This is a genomic window from Streptomyces sp. DvalAA-43 (assembly GCF_900091725.1).
Classification (GTDB): Bacteria; Actinomycetota; Actinomycetes; order Streptomycetales; family Streptomycetaceae; genus Streptomyces; species Streptomyces pulveraceus.
This window is the reverse complement of sequence record NZ_FMBW01000031.1, coordinates 289,825-305,333: the sequence shown is the minus strand read 5'-3', so window position 1 is coordinate 305,333 and position 15,509 is coordinate 289,825. Positions and strand designations below refer to the sequence as shown.

Below are 15,509 nucleotides of genomic sequence, written 5' to 3'. Positions count from 1 at the left end.
ATCCGGCACGGGCCACCGCCGATCCCCCAGGAGTCGAAGATGCTCAGAGGTACGAACCGCCTCCGGCCACTGGCCGTCCTGCCCTGTCTGCTCGCCCTGCTGCCGGCGCTGTCGTCGGCCCCGGCCGAGGCGGCGGGCACGGCGCTCTGCGACACGTACTGCGACGCCCGCGACCCGCAGTACGCGACGGGAGACCGGGTGCCGGTCAGCGCCACGGTCCACTCCCGGACCATCGGACTCCATCTCTCCGACAACGATGTCATGGGCTGGGCGTCGATCGACGACGGCGCCGCCGGTGACGAGGTCTGGCTGGACCGCTCCTTCGACGGGGGCGCGAGCTGGGCCTCGGGCAGCAAGCTGGGGGACACCCGGACCCCTTCGGGCCGCAGCGGCTGGCGCAGCCAGATGTACAACGTCGACGACTGGAACAACGCGGGCGTCGGCGCCCTGCGCGCCTGCGGCAAGGCGGGCGACCGCCCCGAGATCGCCTGCACGGGCTGGGCCCGGGTCGACCGGAACGCCTGGAGCCCGAGCACCGCGGCCGCCACCGCCCTGATGATGCGCTACAACCGCGACACCGGGATGTTCCCCGGCTGGTGGACCGCGGCGACCTCGCTCACGTCCCTCATCGACAACATCCGCATCAGCGGGATGCCCAGCTACAAGTACGCCATCTCCCGGACATACGAGAAGAACATCGGGTCGCACGGCGGGAACTTCACCAACGAGTACCTGGACGACACCGGCTGGTGGGGGCTGGCCTGGGTGGCCGCCTACGACGCCACCGGTGAGCGCCGCTATCTCGACACCGCGCGCGCCGACGCCGACCACATGCACGCGTACTGGACCTCGCGGTGCGGGGGCGGCGTCCAGTGGGCCGAGGACAAGCCGTACAAGAACGCCATCACCAACGAGCTCTACCTCCACCTCAACGCCGCCCTGCACAACCGGATCGCGGGCGACACCGGCTATCTGCAACGGGCGAAGGACGAATGGTCGTGGTTCCGCGGCAGCGGCATGATCAACGGGTCCCGGCTGATCAACGACGGGCTGGGCGACACCTGCGCGAACAACGGCCAGGTGACCTGGACGTACAACCAGGGCGTCATGCTGGCCGGGCTGACCGAGCTGTACCGGGCCACCGGTGACGGCGGGCTGCTGGACGAGGCCCGCGCCCTGGCCGACGCGTCCACGTCGTCCGGCTATCTCAACCCCGGGGGAACACTGCACGAGCCCTACGAGCCGGACAGCGACTGCACCACCGACGGCGACTCGTTCAAGGGCGCCTACGCCAGGGGGCTCGGCATCCTGAACGCGCAGCTGGACGGCCACCCCTACAGCGCGTACCTGCACCGGCAGGCGGACACCGCCCGCGCCAAGGACCGCAACGCGCTGGACCAGTACGGACCGCACTGGGCCGGGCCGCTCTCCGCCACCGGGAACGGCTGCCAGCACAGCGCCCTCGACCTGCTCAACGCGGCGTCACGGGCCTGAGGACCGCCCCCCGCTCGCCGGGGCGCCGCGTGCTTCGTGCACGGCGCCCCGGGCGGGCTCTCACGCGGAGAGCGGCCGGGACCGTTCGTCGACGGCCGCGTCCCAGTCGGGGTAGACCTCGAAGAGACGGCGTACACCGAGGGCGGCCAGCACCCGGTTGACGTGGGAACCCTCCTCCGCGCCCCGGGCCGGCAGGATCAGCCGCAGCCGGCCCCCGCAGGAGCGCATCAGACGGCGGGCGGCGATCAGCACGCCGACGCCGCTGGAATCGCAGAACAGGACCTCGGAGAGATCGAGCACCACATCGTGGCGGCCGACCGCCACGGCGTCATGGACGGACTGGCGCACCGCGGGCGAGGTCACCAGATCCAGTTCGCCGTGTATGTGCAGTACGGTCCATTTGCCCCGCACGGTCTCGGCCACGGTGAGCGTGTTACGGGAGTTTTCCTGGGCGGGCCGGGGGACGTGGGAGGTCGCGACCCGGGGGCGGTTTCCAGGAGGACAGGGTTTCCTCACGCGACTGGGCCTCTCGTTCCGGGGATTCCGACGATCCGGACGTTTCCGTTCCTTCTCGCGGCTGCCCCCGACGCTCCCCCGCGAAACACCGAGGGCCTGTCAGGACACAGTCGGATTCGGGCAGAAATGATCGTTTCGGCTCCGCGCTCCGCCGCCGCCCGACGACGCATTCCCTACCATCCCGGGCCTCTTCAGGGGCGTACTTGCCACAAAGGGACGCGTGTCGTCGGCACCGCCGACTACATTCTGTGTGACGAGGGGAACAGGGCTGGGGGTCTCATGGCGAAAAACGCACCACCCCGCTGGGACCGCAGGATGCAGCAGCGGCTGACACGCGGTGAGGCGGCCGCCCTCGGCGAGCTCTACGACCGGTTCGCCTCGCTCGTGCACAGCCAGGCCCACCGGATGCTGGACGACGAGACCGCCGCCGACCTGGTGACCCGCGAGGTCTTCGGCTACGTGTGGGAGAACCCGGACGCGTACGACCCCAAGCAGGGCTCGATGCGCTCCTGGGTGGCCCGGCTCACGCACCGCCAGTCCGTGCGGCGGCTGCGCGAGGAGTACGGCCGGGGCGGCGCGGACGACGACGGCGGCGCGCTGGAGGAGCGGGTGCACCGGGCCACGGCCTCGGCGCGGGCCGACTACATCGTCGCGTCCATGCCCGCCCCGTTGCGGGCCGCGCTGGAGCTCGCGTACATCCAGCGCCGGGACTACCGGCAGACCGCGGCCGACCTCGGGGTCACCGAGGACGAGGCCCGCCGTCGGCTCCGGCTCGGGCTGCAACTGCTCTCCACCGCCCACACCCGTCCGCTGGAAGGGACGTCACCGCCCGGATACGGACGGCCCCTGTGACCGGCGACGACGCGCACGGGCGCGAGGACGGCGGACGCGACGACGAGGTGCGGGGCGCGCGGCGCATACCGGGACCCCGGTCCGCCGCGGACGACCTCGACCTCGCCGCCGTACCGCTGCCGCTGCCGCCGCCCGTCCCCTCGGACCCGCCCGAGGAACCGCGGCCGACCCCGCGGCCGACCGCACCGGAACCGGAAGCCGCCGTGGACCCATCGGACCCATCGGACCCGCTGGTGCTGCCGCACCAGGTCCTCAAGGCGCTCCTCGGCGCATGGGCCCTGGCGGCCTGCTCGGCGCAGGAGTCCGAGGCCGTCGAGGCACATCTGACCGAGTGCGCCGCCTGCGCGGACGAGGCGCTGCGGCTGCGCGACGCGGTCGGGCTGCTGCACACCGACCGCAGCCTGGACCTCGATCCGACGCTGCGCACCCGGGTGATCGACGCCTGTCTGAGCCGCCGCCCGGCCAATATCCCGGTGCCGGACTGGGCCGCGCCGTACGACGCGGAGACCGCGCGGCTCGATGCGCTGCTCCGTGACATCGGCGGCCCGGAGTGGCACGCCCCGGTGCGGCTGAAGTGGTTCGAGGGCGAGCAGGAGGTCCGCCGCAAGACCACGGTCGCGGGCGTCGTCGGCCACCTCATGACCGTCGACGGACTGCTCGGCACCGCCCTCGACCTCGAAGTGCCGCTCGGCGACGGCGTCCTCGGCCGGGGCGCCGACTGGCCGCTCTCCCCCACCGCCCGCACCGAGAAGTACTGGTCCGCCACCCGGCTCCCGCCCACCCGTGCGGTCCACGAGCCGTGGCGCGCGCAGAGCCACACCCTCATCCGCACCGTGTCCTTCGCCGGCCGCGGGGTCTCCGAACTCTCCGTCTCGTACGGGGACTTCGCCCTTCCGCTGCACGACGCCCTGCTGGACCGGGCCTTCGAGTGCTGGGTGCACGGCGGCGACATCGCGGACGCGGTGGACTACCCGTACGAGCCGCCGTCCCCCTCCCATCTCCACCGGATGATCGACCTGGCGGCCCGGCTGCTGCCCGCCGCCCTCGCCGAGCGCCGCAGGACCGGTCTCGCCGGGCCCGCCCGCCATCTGGTGACGGCCGGGTCCCCGGGCCGTTCGCTGCATCTGGAGGTCGAGGGCTCGGGCGGCGGCGACTGGTACATCCCGCTGGACTCCCCGGCCGCGCTCGGCTCGCCCGCGCACGCCGTGGCCCAGGTCGCGCTGGACGGCGTGGAGTTCTGCCGGCTGGTGGCCGGGCATGTGCCACCGGTGGAGGCGGCGGCCGGTCAGGAGGGCGACCGCGAGGCGATCCGCGACGTGCTCTTCACCGCCGCCTCGCTGAGCCGCCTGTAGAAGCCGCTATGCGAAGATCACCGTACGGCGAAACCGCTACGCGAAGATCACCGTACGGTGGCCGTTGAGCAGGATGCGGCGCTCCGCGTGCCACTTCACGGCCCGCGCCAGCGCCTGGCACTCCACATCACGCCCGACGGCGACCAGCTGGTCCGGCGTGACGCCGTGGCCCACCCGCGCGACCTCCTGCTCGATGATCGGCCCCTCGTCGAGATCCGCGGTCACATAGTGCGCCGTCGCACCGATCAGCTTCACACCCCGGGCGTGCGCCTGGTGGTACGGCTTCGCGCCCTTGAAGCTCGGCAGGAAGGAGTGGTGGATGTTGATGATCCGGCCGCTCAGCTGCTTGCAGAGGTCGTCCGAGAGGACCTGCATGTAGCGGGCGAGGACCACCAGCTCGACGTTCTCCTCACGGACCAGCGCCAGCAGCTGCGCCTCCGCGTCGGCCTTGGTCTCCTTGGTCACCGGGATGTGCCGGAACGGGACGTTGTACGAGGCGACGAGCTCGGCGAAGTCCGTGTGGTTGGAGACGACCGCGGCGATCTCGACCGGCAGCGCCCCGATCCGGGAACGGAACAGCAGGTCGTTGAGGCAGTGCCCGAACTTGCTGACCATCAGCACGATCCGCATCCGGTCCGAGGAGCGGTGGATCTGCCAGTCCATCCGGAAGGAGTCGCCGACCGCGGCGAAACTGGCCCGCAGCTTCTCCTGGGTCACCGTGGCGTCCGCCGAGAAGTGCACGCGCATGAAGAACAGGCCCGTGTCGTGATCGCCGAACTGCTGGCTGTCCTCGATGTTGCAGCCGGTCATGAAGAGGTAGCTCGACACGGCGTGCACGATGCCGTGTCTGTCGGGGCACGACAGGGTGAGGACGTACTGCTCGGAGGCGGTTTCGGCGAGCTGCGGCGCGGTCATCCCCGTAGCGTGCCACACCGGCCCGGTCTCAGGCCGATCTGGTCATGATGCGGAGCACGTCGAGGGAGCGCGGCGGCGTGTCGGGGTCCTCGCCGTCGTTTCCGGCCAGCAGCACATGGGCCTCGCGGGCGGCCCGTACGGCCTCCGGCCAGCCGTGGTGCTCCAGGTAGGCCGAGACCGGGGCGTCCGCGCCGACCTGGTGCATGATGCGCAGCACCCGGAGCACGGCACCGTCGACGAGAGCGGCCTCGTCGGCGTCGCGGAAGATCGTCCCGATGTACTTGTCGGCGGACCAGCTGTCCAGCCAGGTGTCCTCGACCAGGCGGTACACGGCGTCGGTGACGTCGCCGTACCCTTCCTGGCCGGCCAGCCAGCACTCGTGGTGGAAGACGGGGTCGGAGAGCATGTGCAGCGCCGAACGCACGTTGCTGCGCCAGCGCCACCAAGGCATGTCATTCAGCGGCATGCCGCCCATGGTGGAGGAGCGACGGCCGCGACGGGAAGAGTTCTCCGAACCTTGCTGCACGGTCATCGATCGTACGTTCCCTTTTCGGCCCACCGCACCGGCCCCCGCAATTCACCCGGATGTCACCGAGCGTTGAGCGGAGCACACAGCAGCGTTACCCCACGGGCGGAAATGTTCATGCCCATGACCGGACGGCACCGCCCCACCTTCCCCCGCCCCTACAGGCTCCTCGCGTGTACGGCGGCGGCCGGGGCGTTGCTGGTCACCGGTTGCGGCGCACTCCCTGGGGCCACGGGGGGCTCCAGGGAGCCCGTCACCGTCATGACGTGGGCCCCCGCCGGCGTCGCGGGGCCGGACGCGGTGAACATGGCGGGGATGACCGCCATGGCGCGCGCCTACGCCCGCTGGGCCAACGGCAACGGCGGGCTGGACGGTCACCAACTGCGCGTCGTCACCTGCGACGAGGAGGACACCTCGATCGGCGCGGGCAACTGCGCCCGCCGAGCCGTCAAGGAGAAGGCGGTCGCGGTCGTCGGCTCGTACAGCCGGCACGGGACGGCGTTCATGCCACCGCTGGAGGCCGCCGGAATCCCCTTCATCGGCGGGTACGGCGCTTCCGACGAGGAGTTCAGCAGCTACACCTCCTATCCGGTCAACGGCGGCCAGCCCGCCCTGCTCGCGGGCAACGCCCGGCAGCTGGCCCGCGGCTGCGCGCGGGTCTCCGTGGTCCGGCCCGACACCCTGGGCGGCGACGGCCAGGCCTGGCTCCTCAGGACCGGCCTCACCGAGGCCGGCCGGCCCGCGCCCGCCGACATCCGGGCGGCGGAGTCGGCCACGTCGTACGACGATGCCGCCGGGGCGGCGCTCCAGGCCGCGGGGGCGGCCGACGGCTGTGTGACCGCGGTGCTCGGGAAGCGCACGGAGACCTTCTTCGACTCGTTCCGGCGGCTGGAGCCGTCGCACGGGGGCGGCGTACGGATCTCCTCCGTGCTCGGCAGCGTCGACCAGCCGCTGATCGACAGCACCGGCGGCCGGAACAGCCCGTTCGAGGGGGCCTACATCACCGGCTGGTACCCGGACGCGGGCGACGCCCGCTGGGACGGGATGCGGAACGTGATCCGCGAGCACGCCTTCGGCGACAACCGGATCGACCCGGACGACACGGGCGTGCAGACCACCTGGATCGCGTACACCGTGCTGAAGGAGATCGTGAAGGCGGTCGACTCCCCCCGGATCACCGCCTGGAAGCTCACCTCCGCCCTCAACGGGGGCACCCCGGCCGACACCGGCGGCCTCACCCCGGTGCTGCACTGGAGCTTCAAGGACGTGCTGGGCTCGTCCGCGTATCCGCGGATCGTCAACACCCGGGTGACGTTCCAGGTGGTCCGTGACGGACGGCTCGTCGCGGACCGGAAGGGTTTCATGGACGTCTCGAAGACGCTCTCCGACGCGAGCGCGAAGAGCTGACCGCCGGGTCCGCGCCCGCTCCAGGGGGGCGGGGCGGCTCCCCGCCCCGCCCGGCCGTCACAGCTCCGTCGCCGCCCGGCGGGTCAGACCGTACTTCGACGCGATCGAGTTCCACAGCTCCGACGCCTGCCGCTTCGCCTTGCTCGCCTCACCGCTCTGCACGGTGGCCGCCTGCGTCTCGGAGGTCGTACGCGCCTTCCCGTGCTTGCACACCTTCTTGCCGTTCTTGGCCTGTCCGGCCCAGGCGGCGTAGTGCTCGTCGGCGGCGGCGGACGCCTGCCAGGCCCTGGTGAGGGAGGCGGTCAGCCGCGCGTGGTCCGGCAGCTTGTCGACGGACAGCCCCTGGAGCCGGGTCACCAGATCGCGGCGCTGCTGGGCGGCGCCCTTCAGATCGGTCACCGCCTGGTCCAGCTCCGTGCAGTTCTTGGTCTTCTCGACCGCCCCGATGACCGCGGAACGGCTGTTGTTGCTGTCCGCCAGCAGCTTGTCGAGCGCCTCGGCCTGCGGCTTCGCCGGATCGGCCGGGGCCTGCTTCTTGGTCTCCCCGCCGGGTGAACTCGCCGCGGCGACCGGCTCCTTGTCGTCCTTGCCCTGGTCGTCACCGCCGCTCAGCAGCGCACCGGCGCCGAGACCGACGACGGCGCAGCCGGCCACGACCGCCGCGATCAGCGTGACGTGCGCCCGCTTCTTGCGCGGCGCCGGCCCCTGCGGCTCCTCGCCCACGGGCTGGTACGGGGGCTGTGGTCCCTGCGGCGACTGCGGGGCCTGCGGGGCGCCCTGGTACTGCGGCCCGGGGTCGAACCGGGGCATCTGCATCTGCTGGGTGGAGCCCGGCGGCTCGTCGCTGCGGAACAGGTTGTCGAACTCGGCGGGCGGCTGCCGGTCGCCCGGGGTCCCGGGCCTGATGCCGTACGGGGCGCCGCCGGGGACCGGCGGGATGTACTGGGTCGCGTCGGCGTCGCCGCCCTGGCCCGGCTGCTGCGGGTACCCCTGCTGCGGAGCGCCGTGGCCGAGGTACTGGGTCGACTCCGCGGGGTTCTCCGGCGGCAGCCCGCCGGGCTGGGGCCCACCGGCCACCGGCGCGATGTACTGCGTGGCCTCCGCGTCCCCGCCCCCGCTCATCCCCGCCTCGGGCGGCAGCGGCTGCGCGAACGACTGCGGCGGCTGCTGGCCGCCGTGCGGTGGCTGCTGACCGTGCGGCAGCTGGGACTGCTGCGCCTGCTGGGGATACGGGGACTGCTGAGGGTGCTGCGACTGCTGGGGGTGTACGGGTGGCAGCGGCTGGGCCTGCGGCATCTGCGCGTGCTGCGGGGCGGGCGGCTGCCCGTACCCCTGCCCCTGCTGCGGCCGGCCGTACGGCCCCTGTCCCGGCTGCGGCTGACCGTACTGCCCCTGCCCGTACGCTGCCTGCCCCTGGGCGTGCGCCGGCGGCAGGGGCTGCGACGGGGGCTGCTGCGGGGCGTCCTGGTTTGCTGCCTGCGGCCCCCACGGCTGCCCCCACGGCTGGCCGCCCGCCGGGGCGGCCTGATCCGCCGGGCCCCCTGGTATCCAGGGCTCGCCGCCACCCGCGGGCAGCACGACACCTTCGTGCGCGGGCCGTACAGCAGGGAGCTGCTGCTCGTCACCCTGTCCGCTCTGCGTCACCGGGACTCCTACGTGTAAACCTACGGAATCGTCGGCTCACGCTATCGGGTGGTCGCCGCCGTTCGCCAAGCGTGTCCGGTCACTCACCAGCCCTTCACAGCCGCTGTAACGCTCAGCGCTCTCAGGACGCAGTTAAGGGGGCACCCGGACGCAGCTCCCGTCCGGGCCCGGCCCCGTCCCCGGTCAGGCCGCCTGGAGTTCCAGCCGCGCACCGAACTCGCGCACCGCCGACTCGTCCCCGTACGGGATCAGCCGCTGCTGGAGATCGTCCAGATACTCCGCTCCCCGGCTGGAGCGGACCGACCCCAGCAGCTCCATCGCCCGCGTGCCCGTGTGGCAGGCCTGCTCCACCTCGCGCATCTGGACCTGGGCCGTGGCCAGGAGCACCAGGCCGATGCCGCGGCGGCGGGTCCGGGACTCCGGATGACCGGCCAGCGACTCCTTCGCCCGGCGCGCGGCGGCCTCCGACTGGCCGAGGTCGCGGTGGCAGTGCGCCAGCTCGTCCGCGAGATAGGCGTGGTCGAAGTGGGCGATCCAGTCGGGGTCGTCGCCCGTGTCCGCCTCGGCCTGCTCCATGGCCGTCAGCGCGCGGCCCGTCACCGCCTGGCAGGTGCGGGCGTCGCCGAGCAGGGCGTGTCCACGGGCCTCCGCCGCGTAGAACATCGCCTCCGCTCTCGGGGTGACGCGCCCGCGCGCGCCCTCCTGCGCGGCGCGGGCCAGCTGGGCGATCTCCCGGGGGTTGCCGAGCTGGGCGGCGAGATGGCTCATCGAGGCGGCCAGTACGTAACCGCCGTACGCCCGGTCGCCCGCCGCCTGGGCCAGGCGCAGCGCCTGGATGTAGTAGCGCTGGGCGAGCCCCGGCTGGCCGGTGTCGACCGCCATGTACCCGCCGAGTTCGGTGAGCCGCGCGACCGCCGCGAACAGCTGCCGGCCGACCGATTCGCGGTACGCCCCGGAGAGCAGCCCGGAGACCACGCTGTTGAGGTAGTGCACCAGGACCGGCCGCACATGTCCGCTGCCGAACCGGTGGTCGAGGTCGACCAGCGCGGCCGTCATGGCCCGCACCGCCTCCACGTCCGGCATCCCGACCCGGGCACCGGCGGCGCGTGCCACCTGCGGGTCGGCGCCGGTGATCAGCCAGTCGCGGCTGGGTTCGACGAGCGCGGAGGAGGCGACCGCCGAACCGGACAGGAAGTCGCGGCGGCCGACGTCGCTGCGCCACAGCTCGCAGACCTGCTCGATCGCGCCGATCACGGTCGGGGCGAACTGGAGACCGACGCCGGACGCCAGGTTCTTGCCGTTGGCCATGCCGATCTCGTCGATCGTGACCGTACGGCCGAGCTTGCGGCCGAGTGCCTCGGCGATGATTCCCGGTGCCCTGCCGCGTGGTTGCTGTCCACGCAGCCAACGGGCCACGGACGTCTTGTCGTAACGCAGGTCGAGCCCGCGCTCCGCGCCGACCATGTTGACGCGGCGGGCGAGGCCGGCGTTGGAGCATCCGGCTTCCTGAATGAGCGCCTGGAGCCGTTCGTTCGGCTGGCGGGCGACGAGAGGCCTGGCTGCCATGTTTCCCCCTGAGGCCGCAGTGATCATTGAGCCGATCACTGCCCGGCGAATACGCGGAAAATGCACAGATTCATCGTGTTCGTCACGTGCGTCGTGTTCCTTGTCATTCATGTCGGCATATGACAGAGGCCGACCGTTCCGGGCCCGTACGTCGGCCGCCGGGCGGTTGCCCGTATGTGACTACCCGCCCCGCCGGGCACGGTCTTACGCGCGCCCCCGCCCATGCATCCATGCGCCCCATGTGAGGGATCGATGCGCCATGGCGCACCCGTCACCCCCGTAACCCCGAGCGTTGGCCGTAGTTGTGCTCTGCGTGGAAGAGCCCATCGGAGTCGAAGAGCCCGTCGTCGTCATGGAAGCCGCGAAGGTCCCCCGGCAACGGGGTGAGCACATGCTCGACGCGGCGGTGCGGTACACGGAGGAGCGGCACTGGGACGTGTGCCCGGGTACCTGGCTGGAGGCGGCGGAAGGGGCCGAGCGGTGCTCCTGCGGCGACACCGGCTGCGCCGTTCCCGGTGCCCATCCCGTCGGCCCCGACTGGGCGGGGCAGGCGACCGGCAGCGGGGCCGCCGCCCGCCGGATGTGGTCCAGGCACCCGAAGGCGTCGATCCTGCTGCCCACCGGTCGCGCCTTCGACGCGATCGACGTACCGGAGTCCGCGGGCTTCCTGGCGCTGGCCCGGATGGAGCGGATGGACCTGCCGCTCGGTCCCGTCGCCCACAGCCCCGACCGGCGGATGTTCTTCTTCGTGCTGCCGGGCGCGGCGGCCAAGTCGGACGCACTGGTAAGGAAGTTGGGCTGGCGGGCCGCCGCCATCGACCTGGTCGGCCGCGGCGACGGGCACTACGTGACGGCCCCGCCGACCCGGGTCGGCGGACGCGGGGCGGTCCAGTGGGCCCGCCGCCCCACCCCCGCCAACCGGTGGCTGCCGGACGCGGAGGAGCTCATCAGCCCGCTCGCCTACGCCTGCGCCAGGGAAGCGGCCGACGCACGGACCCGCCACCCGCAGAGCACCCTTTCGTAGGCTGGTCCCGAAAACGGGGCCACCGAAAGGCAGTGCATCATGCAGGACCGGACAGAGACCGACAGAGAGCCGCGGGCGGGTGAGGCGGCGGGCGGACCGGCCACGCCGCCGCCCGCCGTTCGCGTACAGGGGCTGTGGAAGCGGTTCGGGGAACAGACCGCGGTGGCCGGGATCGATCTGGAGCTGCCCGCGGGCAAGTTCATCGGTCTGGTCGGGCCCAACGGCGCGGGCAAGACCACCACGCTGTCGATGGTCACCGGGCTGCTCCGGCCCGACCACGGCACCGTCGAGGTGGCCGGACACGACGTGTGGCGCGACCCCGTCGAGGTGAAGAGCAGGATCGGCGTGCTCCCGGAGGGGCTGCGGCTCTTCGAGCGCCTCTCGGGACGCGAACTCCTCGCGTACACCGGCAGATTGCGGGGGCTGCCGGGCACCGAGGTCGACCAGCGGGCCACCCAGCTCCTCGATGTGCTCGACCTGGCGGGCGCCCAGCACAAGCTGGTCGTCGACTACTCGACCGGCATGCGGAAGAAGATCGGGCTCGCGGCCGCGCTGCTGCACAACCCAGAAGTGCTGTTCCTGGACGAGCCGTTCGAGGGCGTCGACCCGGTCTCGGCGCAGACCATCCGCGAGGTCCTGGAGCGCTACACCCGCTCCGGGGCGACCGTCGTCTTCTCCAGCCATGTGATGGAGCTCGTCGAGTCCCTCTGCGAGTGGGTGGCCGTCATGGCGGCCGGCACGATCCGGGCCCAGGGCACCCTGGAGCAGGTGCGCGGCGAGGCGTCCTCGCTGCAGAACGCCTTCCTCGAACTCGTCGGCGCGGGCTCCCGCACCACGGGCGAGTCCCTGGACTGGCTGGGCGGCAGGCGATGAGCGTGCTCGACGCCCCCGTGGGGGCCGCGCCCGGACCGGCCGGCACCGGCGAGGGGCTCGTCGGTGTCTTCGTACGGCTGAAGCTGACCCTGCTGCGCAACGGGCTGCGGCAGTCGTCCGGCCGACGGGCCGCGTACATCGCCTCCGTCGTCTTCACCCTGCTGGTCGCCGCGGGCGTGCTGATCGGGCTGATCGCGCTGCACGGCTACGCCCACGCCGCGACCCTCGTGGTGCTGCTGGCGGCGGTGGTGGCGGTCGGCTGGGCGGTGATGCCGCTGTTCTTCTCCGCCGGCGACGAGACGCTCGACCCGAGCCGGCTGGTGATGCTGCCGCTGCGGCCGCGCCCGCTGATCGGGGCGCTGCTGGCGGCCTCGCTGGTCGGGATCGGTCCGCTGTTCACGCTCTGTCTGGCGGCCGGATCCGCCTTCGCGCTGGCGAGCGGGGCGGTCGGCGCGGTGTTCGCCGTGGTGGCCGCGCCGCTCACGCTGCTGCTGTGCGTGGCGCTGGCGCGGGCCGTGGCCACGGCCAACACCCGTCTGCTGACCTCCCGCAAGGGCCGCGATCTCGCGGTGCTCAGTGGGCTGGTGATCGCGGTGGGCTTCCAGTTCGTCAACTTCGGCGCGCAGCGGCTCGGACAGGCGGGCGGGCTCGCCGCGCTCGATCCGGCCGCGGACGTGGTGCGCTGGCTGCCGCCCGCCTCGGCGGTCGGGGCGGTGGACTCGGCCTCGCGGGGCTCGTACGGACAGGCCCTCGCGCAGCTGCTGCTGTCCGTCGCGGCGCTGGCCGCGCTGCTGTGGCTGTGGCAGCGGAGCCTGGTGAAGCTGATGACGGCCCCGGACGGTTCGACCCTGGCCGCCGCCGGGCCGGGCCGCGAGAAGACCGGCAAGGACGGCCCGAGGGTCACCGCGCTGCTGCCCCAGGGGCGCACGGGAGCGGTGATGGAGCGCAGCCTCCGGTACATCGCGCGCGATCCGAAGACCAAGGCCGCCTGGACCACGGCGCTGGCGGTCGGCCTGATCGTGCCGGTCGTCAACGCGCTCCAGGGCAGCGGCTCGATCTACTTCGCCTGCTTCGCCGCCTGGATGCTCGGCATCCAGATGTACAACCAGTTCGGGCAGGACACCTCCGCGTTCTGGATGGTGGCGCTGACGATCTCCTCCACCCGGGACGCCTATCTGGAACTGCGGGCGCGCGCCCTGGCGTTGCTGCTGATCACGCTGCCCTACACGATCCTGGTGACGGTGGTGACCGCGGCGGTGCTCGGCGACTGGGGCGACCTGCCGGAGGTCATGGGGCTGTCGCTCGCCCTGCTGGGCGGGATGCTGGCGACGGGCGCGGTGGCGTCGGCCAACTTCCCGTACTCGATCCCGCAGGACGGGGCGTTCAAGAACGTGGCGCCGGGACAGGCCGGGCTCGCCTGGATCTCGATCTTCGGCGGCATGGTCTCGGCGGGGCTGCTCTGCGCGCCCGTGATCGCGGTGACGATCTGGCTGCATGTCGCCGGTCTGGAGCAGTGGCTCTGGCTGCTGCTGCCCGTGGGGGCCGGGTACGGGGCGCTGATCTCCTGGGCGGGGGCGCGGCTCGCCGCGCCCCGCACGGCGGACCGGCTCCCGGAGATCCTGGCGGCGGTCAGCAAGGGCTGAGGGCCACCGCCGGGGGACCGGGCCGACCGCGCCGCCCCGCGACACGGCCTGCGACACGCCCCCGGCGACGTCACTCCGTCACATCGGGACGGGCTCGCGGTCGGTCTGGGGGCCCTCGGCGAACCGCTCCAGGAAGGGTTCGACCGCCGCGCGCCAGCCCTCGGGCCGGTCGTAGTGGACGAGATGGCCGGCGTCGGCCACCTCCGCGTACTGCCCGCGCGGCAGTACGCGGACCATCTCCTGGGCCTCGGCCCGGCCCAGCTCGCCGTCGAGGCCGCGGAGCACCAGGGTCGGACAGCGGACCTGTGCCAGCTCCTCCCAGTGCGCGTCGAACACCCAGGTCGCACGGGTCCGGAGCATCTGGCGGCGGGAGAAGACGGGGCGCCAGCCGTCGGCCCGCTCGGCCATCACCTCGGCGAAGAACTCGCCGCGGGCCGGGTTGGGCCGCTCCACCCAGGGGTCGTCCTCGCCGAACCACTTCCGTACGTCGGAGAGCGTCGCGAACGGCACCGGCCAGGACTTGAACCAGTCCTCCCACTCGCGCTGCGAGGCCGCGCCGAGCGCGGAGGCCCGCATGTCGCAGATGACCAGGGCCCGGACGAGATCGGGGCGCTTCGCGGCGAGCTGCCAGGCCGTCAGCGCTCCCATCGCGTGCCCGATGAGGGTGACGGGGGCGAGGCCGAGCTGTTCGATCGCCGCCTCGGCGTCGGTGATGTACGCGTCACGGGTGTACGGGCCCTCGGCCGACTTGTCGCTGCGGCCGTGGCCGCGCTGGTCGAGGCCGACCGCCCGGTACCGCCCGGCGAGCCAGCGCGCGGTCGAGGCCCAGTGCGCGGCCCGGCCCATCAGGCCATGGAGCAGTAAGACCCCGGGGGCGCGCTCGCCCTCCGCGCACCCCTTGGGCGGGTCGGCGAACTCCCAGGCCGCGAGGCGTACGCCGCCGGTCCCGGTCACATCGATGCGCCGCACCATATGTCCTGGCACCCCCTTCTGGTCCTCGATCACCGCTCGATCACCGCTCGATCACCGTGTGCTCGCGTCACGCCAGACTATCGAACTTGTATTCGAAAACCGGGTTCCGCCACCCAACACCGCTCGTTCGAGTGACCACCTCCAAGGATTGATGGCGGCGGCGGAGGGGAGATCTTCTCCGGGAGGCGGGCCACTCGGGGATGAGGGCCCGTGGGGAGCGACCTTGAGAGCTCGGGGCTCCAGGTCACAGCAGGGGAGGACAGGCCCCGGCGCCGCGAGGCGCCGGGGCCCTCTGCCGTCCGGGAAGCCGTTCGGAAAGCCGCCCGGGAGGCTGTTCGGGAGGCTGTTCGGGAAGCCGCACGCGCGGGTCCGCGCCGAGGTACGGAGGCCCGCGTTCCAGGGGCGGTGGCGTGCGAGGCACGGGTGCGCCCGCAGGCGCTCCCCCGGGCACCGCCGCGCGAGACGCGAACGGCCGGGACCATGGCAGCGGCTCTCCGGTGCGCGTGCCGGACATGCCGGATACGCCGGTACGACGGGCGCATGCGCCTGCTCCCTCCCCGACCGCGCGGCCCATCGGCCGACACTCTCAGGTATGCCTCAGCGACAGCCTGGCACGCGATCCGTCCGGGCGCTGCACTTCCGGACGGAAAAGGTCAAGCGGACATCCTGCTTCGACGCCCCCGGCGGCACCATCCGGCCAACCGGCATTCCGGCGCCGCCCGGCC

Annotated in this window: 13 protein-coding genes; 7 read left to right on the top strand and 6 right to left on the bottom strand. The window is 72.7% G+C overall.

From position 1 onward, the window contains the following. Positions 1-39: 39 nt before the first annotated feature. A complete protein-coding gene (locus GA0115234_RS09455; RefSeq protein WP_093540422.1) occupies positions 40-1,494 on the top strand; it encodes a glycoside hydrolase family 76 protein in 1,455 nt (484 codons plus the stop codon). 60 nt (positions 1,495-1,554) lie between these two features. On the opposite strand, the gene GA0115234_RS09450 is transcribed toward GA0115234_RS09455, so the two are convergent. Next, positions 1,555-1,917, bottom strand: coding sequence for an STAS domain-containing protein (locus GA0115234_RS09450; protein ID WP_093540421.1), 363 nt, complete (start codon positions 1,915-1,917; stop codon positions 1,555-1,557). Between the two features lie 372 nt (positions 1,918-2,289). On the opposite strand from GA0115234_RS09450, the gene GA0115234_RS09445 reads away from it, so the two are divergent. Then, positions 2,290-2,862 (top strand): RNA polymerase sigma factor, encoded by a 573-nt coding sequence (locus GA0115234_RS09445; RefSeq protein WP_093540420.1) that lies wholly within the window; start codon positions 2,290-2,292, stop codon positions 2,860-2,862. Continuing rightward, the gene (locus tag GA0115234_RS09440) at positions 2,859-4,214 is read left to right on the top strand and encodes a zf-HC2 domain-containing protein (protein ID WP_093540419.1); all 1,356 of its coding nucleotides are present in this window, start codon (positions 2,859-2,861) and stop codon (positions 4,212-4,214) included. The genes GA0115234_RS09445 and GA0115234_RS09440 overlap by 4 nt, the downstream gene beginning before the upstream one ends. Before the next feature lie 36 nt (positions 4,215-4,250). Here GA0115234_RS09440 and purU read toward each other — a convergent pair whose 3' ends face one another. Next, positions 4,251-5,129 (bottom strand): formyltetrahydrofolate deformylase, encoded by an 879-nt coding sequence (gene purU, locus GA0115234_RS09435; RefSeq protein WP_093540418.1) that lies wholly within the window; start codon positions 5,127-5,129, stop codon positions 4,251-4,253. Positions 5,130-5,157: 28 nt separating this feature from the next. Beyond that, positions 5,158-5,661, bottom strand: coding sequence for an SCO4402 family protein (locus tag GA0115234_RS09430; protein WP_093540417.1), 504 nt, complete (start codon positions 5,659-5,661; stop codon positions 5,158-5,160). A 117-nt stretch (positions 5,662-5,778) separates the two neighbouring features. On the opposite strand from GA0115234_RS09430, the gene GA0115234_RS09425 reads away from it, so the two are divergent. Then, positions 5,779-7,062 carry an ABC transporter substrate-binding protein gene (locus GA0115234_RS09425; RefSeq protein WP_093540487.1) on the top strand — a complete coding sequence of 428 codons (1,284 nt, stop codon included), beginning with the start codon at positions 5,779-5,781 and terminating at the stop codon, positions 7,060-7,062. 57 nt (positions 7,063-7,119) lie between these two features. Here the strand turns inward: GA0115234_RS09425 and GA0115234_RS09420 are convergent, their stop codons facing one another. Both GA0115234_RS09420 and GA0115234_RS09415 read right to left on the bottom strand, forming a co-directional pair. Continuing rightward, on the bottom strand, positions 7,120-8,640 hold the full coding sequence (locus GA0115234_RS09420; protein ID WP_093540416.1) for a hypothetical protein: 1,521 nt from the start codon (positions 8,638-8,640) through the stop codon (positions 7,120-7,122). Positions 8,641-8,889: 249 nt separating this feature from the next. Continuing rightward, a complete protein-coding gene (locus GA0115234_RS09415; RefSeq protein WP_093540415.1) occupies positions 8,890-10,272 on the bottom strand; it encodes a transcriptional regulator in 1,383 nt (460 codons plus the stop codon). 352 nt (positions 10,273-10,624) lie between these two features. Between GA0115234_RS09415 and GA0115234_RS09410 the strand changes: the two genes are divergently transcribed. Genes GA0115234_RS09410 through GA0115234_RS09400 form a run of 3 tightly spaced genes read left to right on the top strand, consistent with a single transcriptional unit; the run spans position 10,625 to position 13,812 of the window. Next, positions 10,625-11,296 carry a bifunctional DNA primase/polymerase gene (locus GA0115234_RS09410; RefSeq protein WP_093540486.1) on the top strand — a complete coding sequence of 224 codons (672 nt, stop codon included), beginning with the start codon at positions 10,625-10,627 and terminating at the stop codon, positions 11,294-11,296. A 39-nt stretch (positions 11,297-11,335) separates the two neighbouring features. Then, the gene (locus tag GA0115234_RS09405; RefSeq protein ID WP_093540414.1) at positions 11,336-12,169 is read left to right on the top strand and encodes an ABC transporter ATP-binding protein; all 834 of its coding nucleotides are present in this window, start codon (positions 11,336-11,338) and stop codon (positions 12,167-12,169) included. Next, positions 12,166-13,812, top strand: a complete 1,647-nt coding sequence (locus GA0115234_RS09400) for a transporter (protein ID WP_093540413.1) — start codon at positions 12,166-12,168, stop codon at positions 13,810-13,812. Before GA0115234_RS09405 ends, GA0115234_RS09400 begins: the two co-directional genes overlap by 4 nt. A gap of 78 nt (positions 13,813-13,890) precedes the next feature. On the opposite strand, the gene GA0115234_RS09395 is transcribed toward GA0115234_RS09400, so the two are convergent. Further along, on the bottom strand, positions 13,891-14,784 hold the full coding sequence (locus tag GA0115234_RS09395) for an alpha/beta fold hydrolase (protein ID WP_093540412.1): 894 nt from the start codon (positions 14,782-14,784) through the stop codon (positions 13,891-13,893). Positions 14,785-15,509 lie beyond the last annotated feature (725 nt).

What these genes read in the sequence shown, in the direction of transcription:
- GA0115234_RS09395 (WP_093540412.1), bottom strand. Translation starts at nt 14,784, where the DNA reads ATGGTGCGGCGCATCGATGTGACCGGGACCGGCGGCGTACGCCTCGCG.
- GA0115234_RS09400 (WP_093540413.1), top strand. Translation starts at nt 12,166, where the DNA reads ATGAGCGTGCTCGACGCCCCCGTGGGGGCCGCGCCCGGACCGGCCGGC.
- GA0115234_RS09430 (WP_093540417.1), bottom strand. Translation starts at nt 5,661, where the DNA reads ATGACCGTGCAGCAAGGTTCGGAGAACTCTTCCCGTCGCGGCCGTCGC.
- GA0115234_RS09405 (WP_093540414.1), top strand. Translation starts at nt 11,336, where the DNA reads ATGCAGGACCGGACAGAGACCGACAGAGAGCCGCGGGCGGGTGAGGCG.
- GA0115234_RS09455 (WP_093540422.1), top strand. Translation starts at nt 40, where the DNA reads ATGCTCAGAGGTACGAACCGCCTCCGGCCACTGGCCGTCCTGCCCTGT.
- GA0115234_RS09410 (WP_093540486.1), top strand. Translation starts at nt 10,625, where the DNA reads ATGGAAGCCGCGAAGGTCCCCCGGCAACGGGGTGAGCACATGCTCGAC.
- GA0115234_RS09445 (WP_093540420.1), top strand. Translation starts at nt 2,290, where the DNA reads ATGGCGAAAAACGCACCACCCCGCTGGGACCGCAGGATGCAGCAGCGG.
- GA0115234_RS09415 (WP_093540415.1), bottom strand. Translation starts at nt 10,272, where the DNA reads ATGGCAGCCAGGCCTCTCGTCGCCCGCCAGCCGAACGAACGGCTCCAG.
- purU (WP_093540418.1), bottom strand. Translation starts at nt 5,129, where the DNA reads ATGACCGCGCCGCAGCTCGCCGAAACCGCCTCCGAGCAGTACGTCCTC.
- GA0115234_RS09425 (WP_093540487.1), top strand. Translation starts at nt 5,779, where the DNA reads ATGACCGGACGGCACCGCCCCACCTTCCCCCGCCCCTACAGGCTCCTC.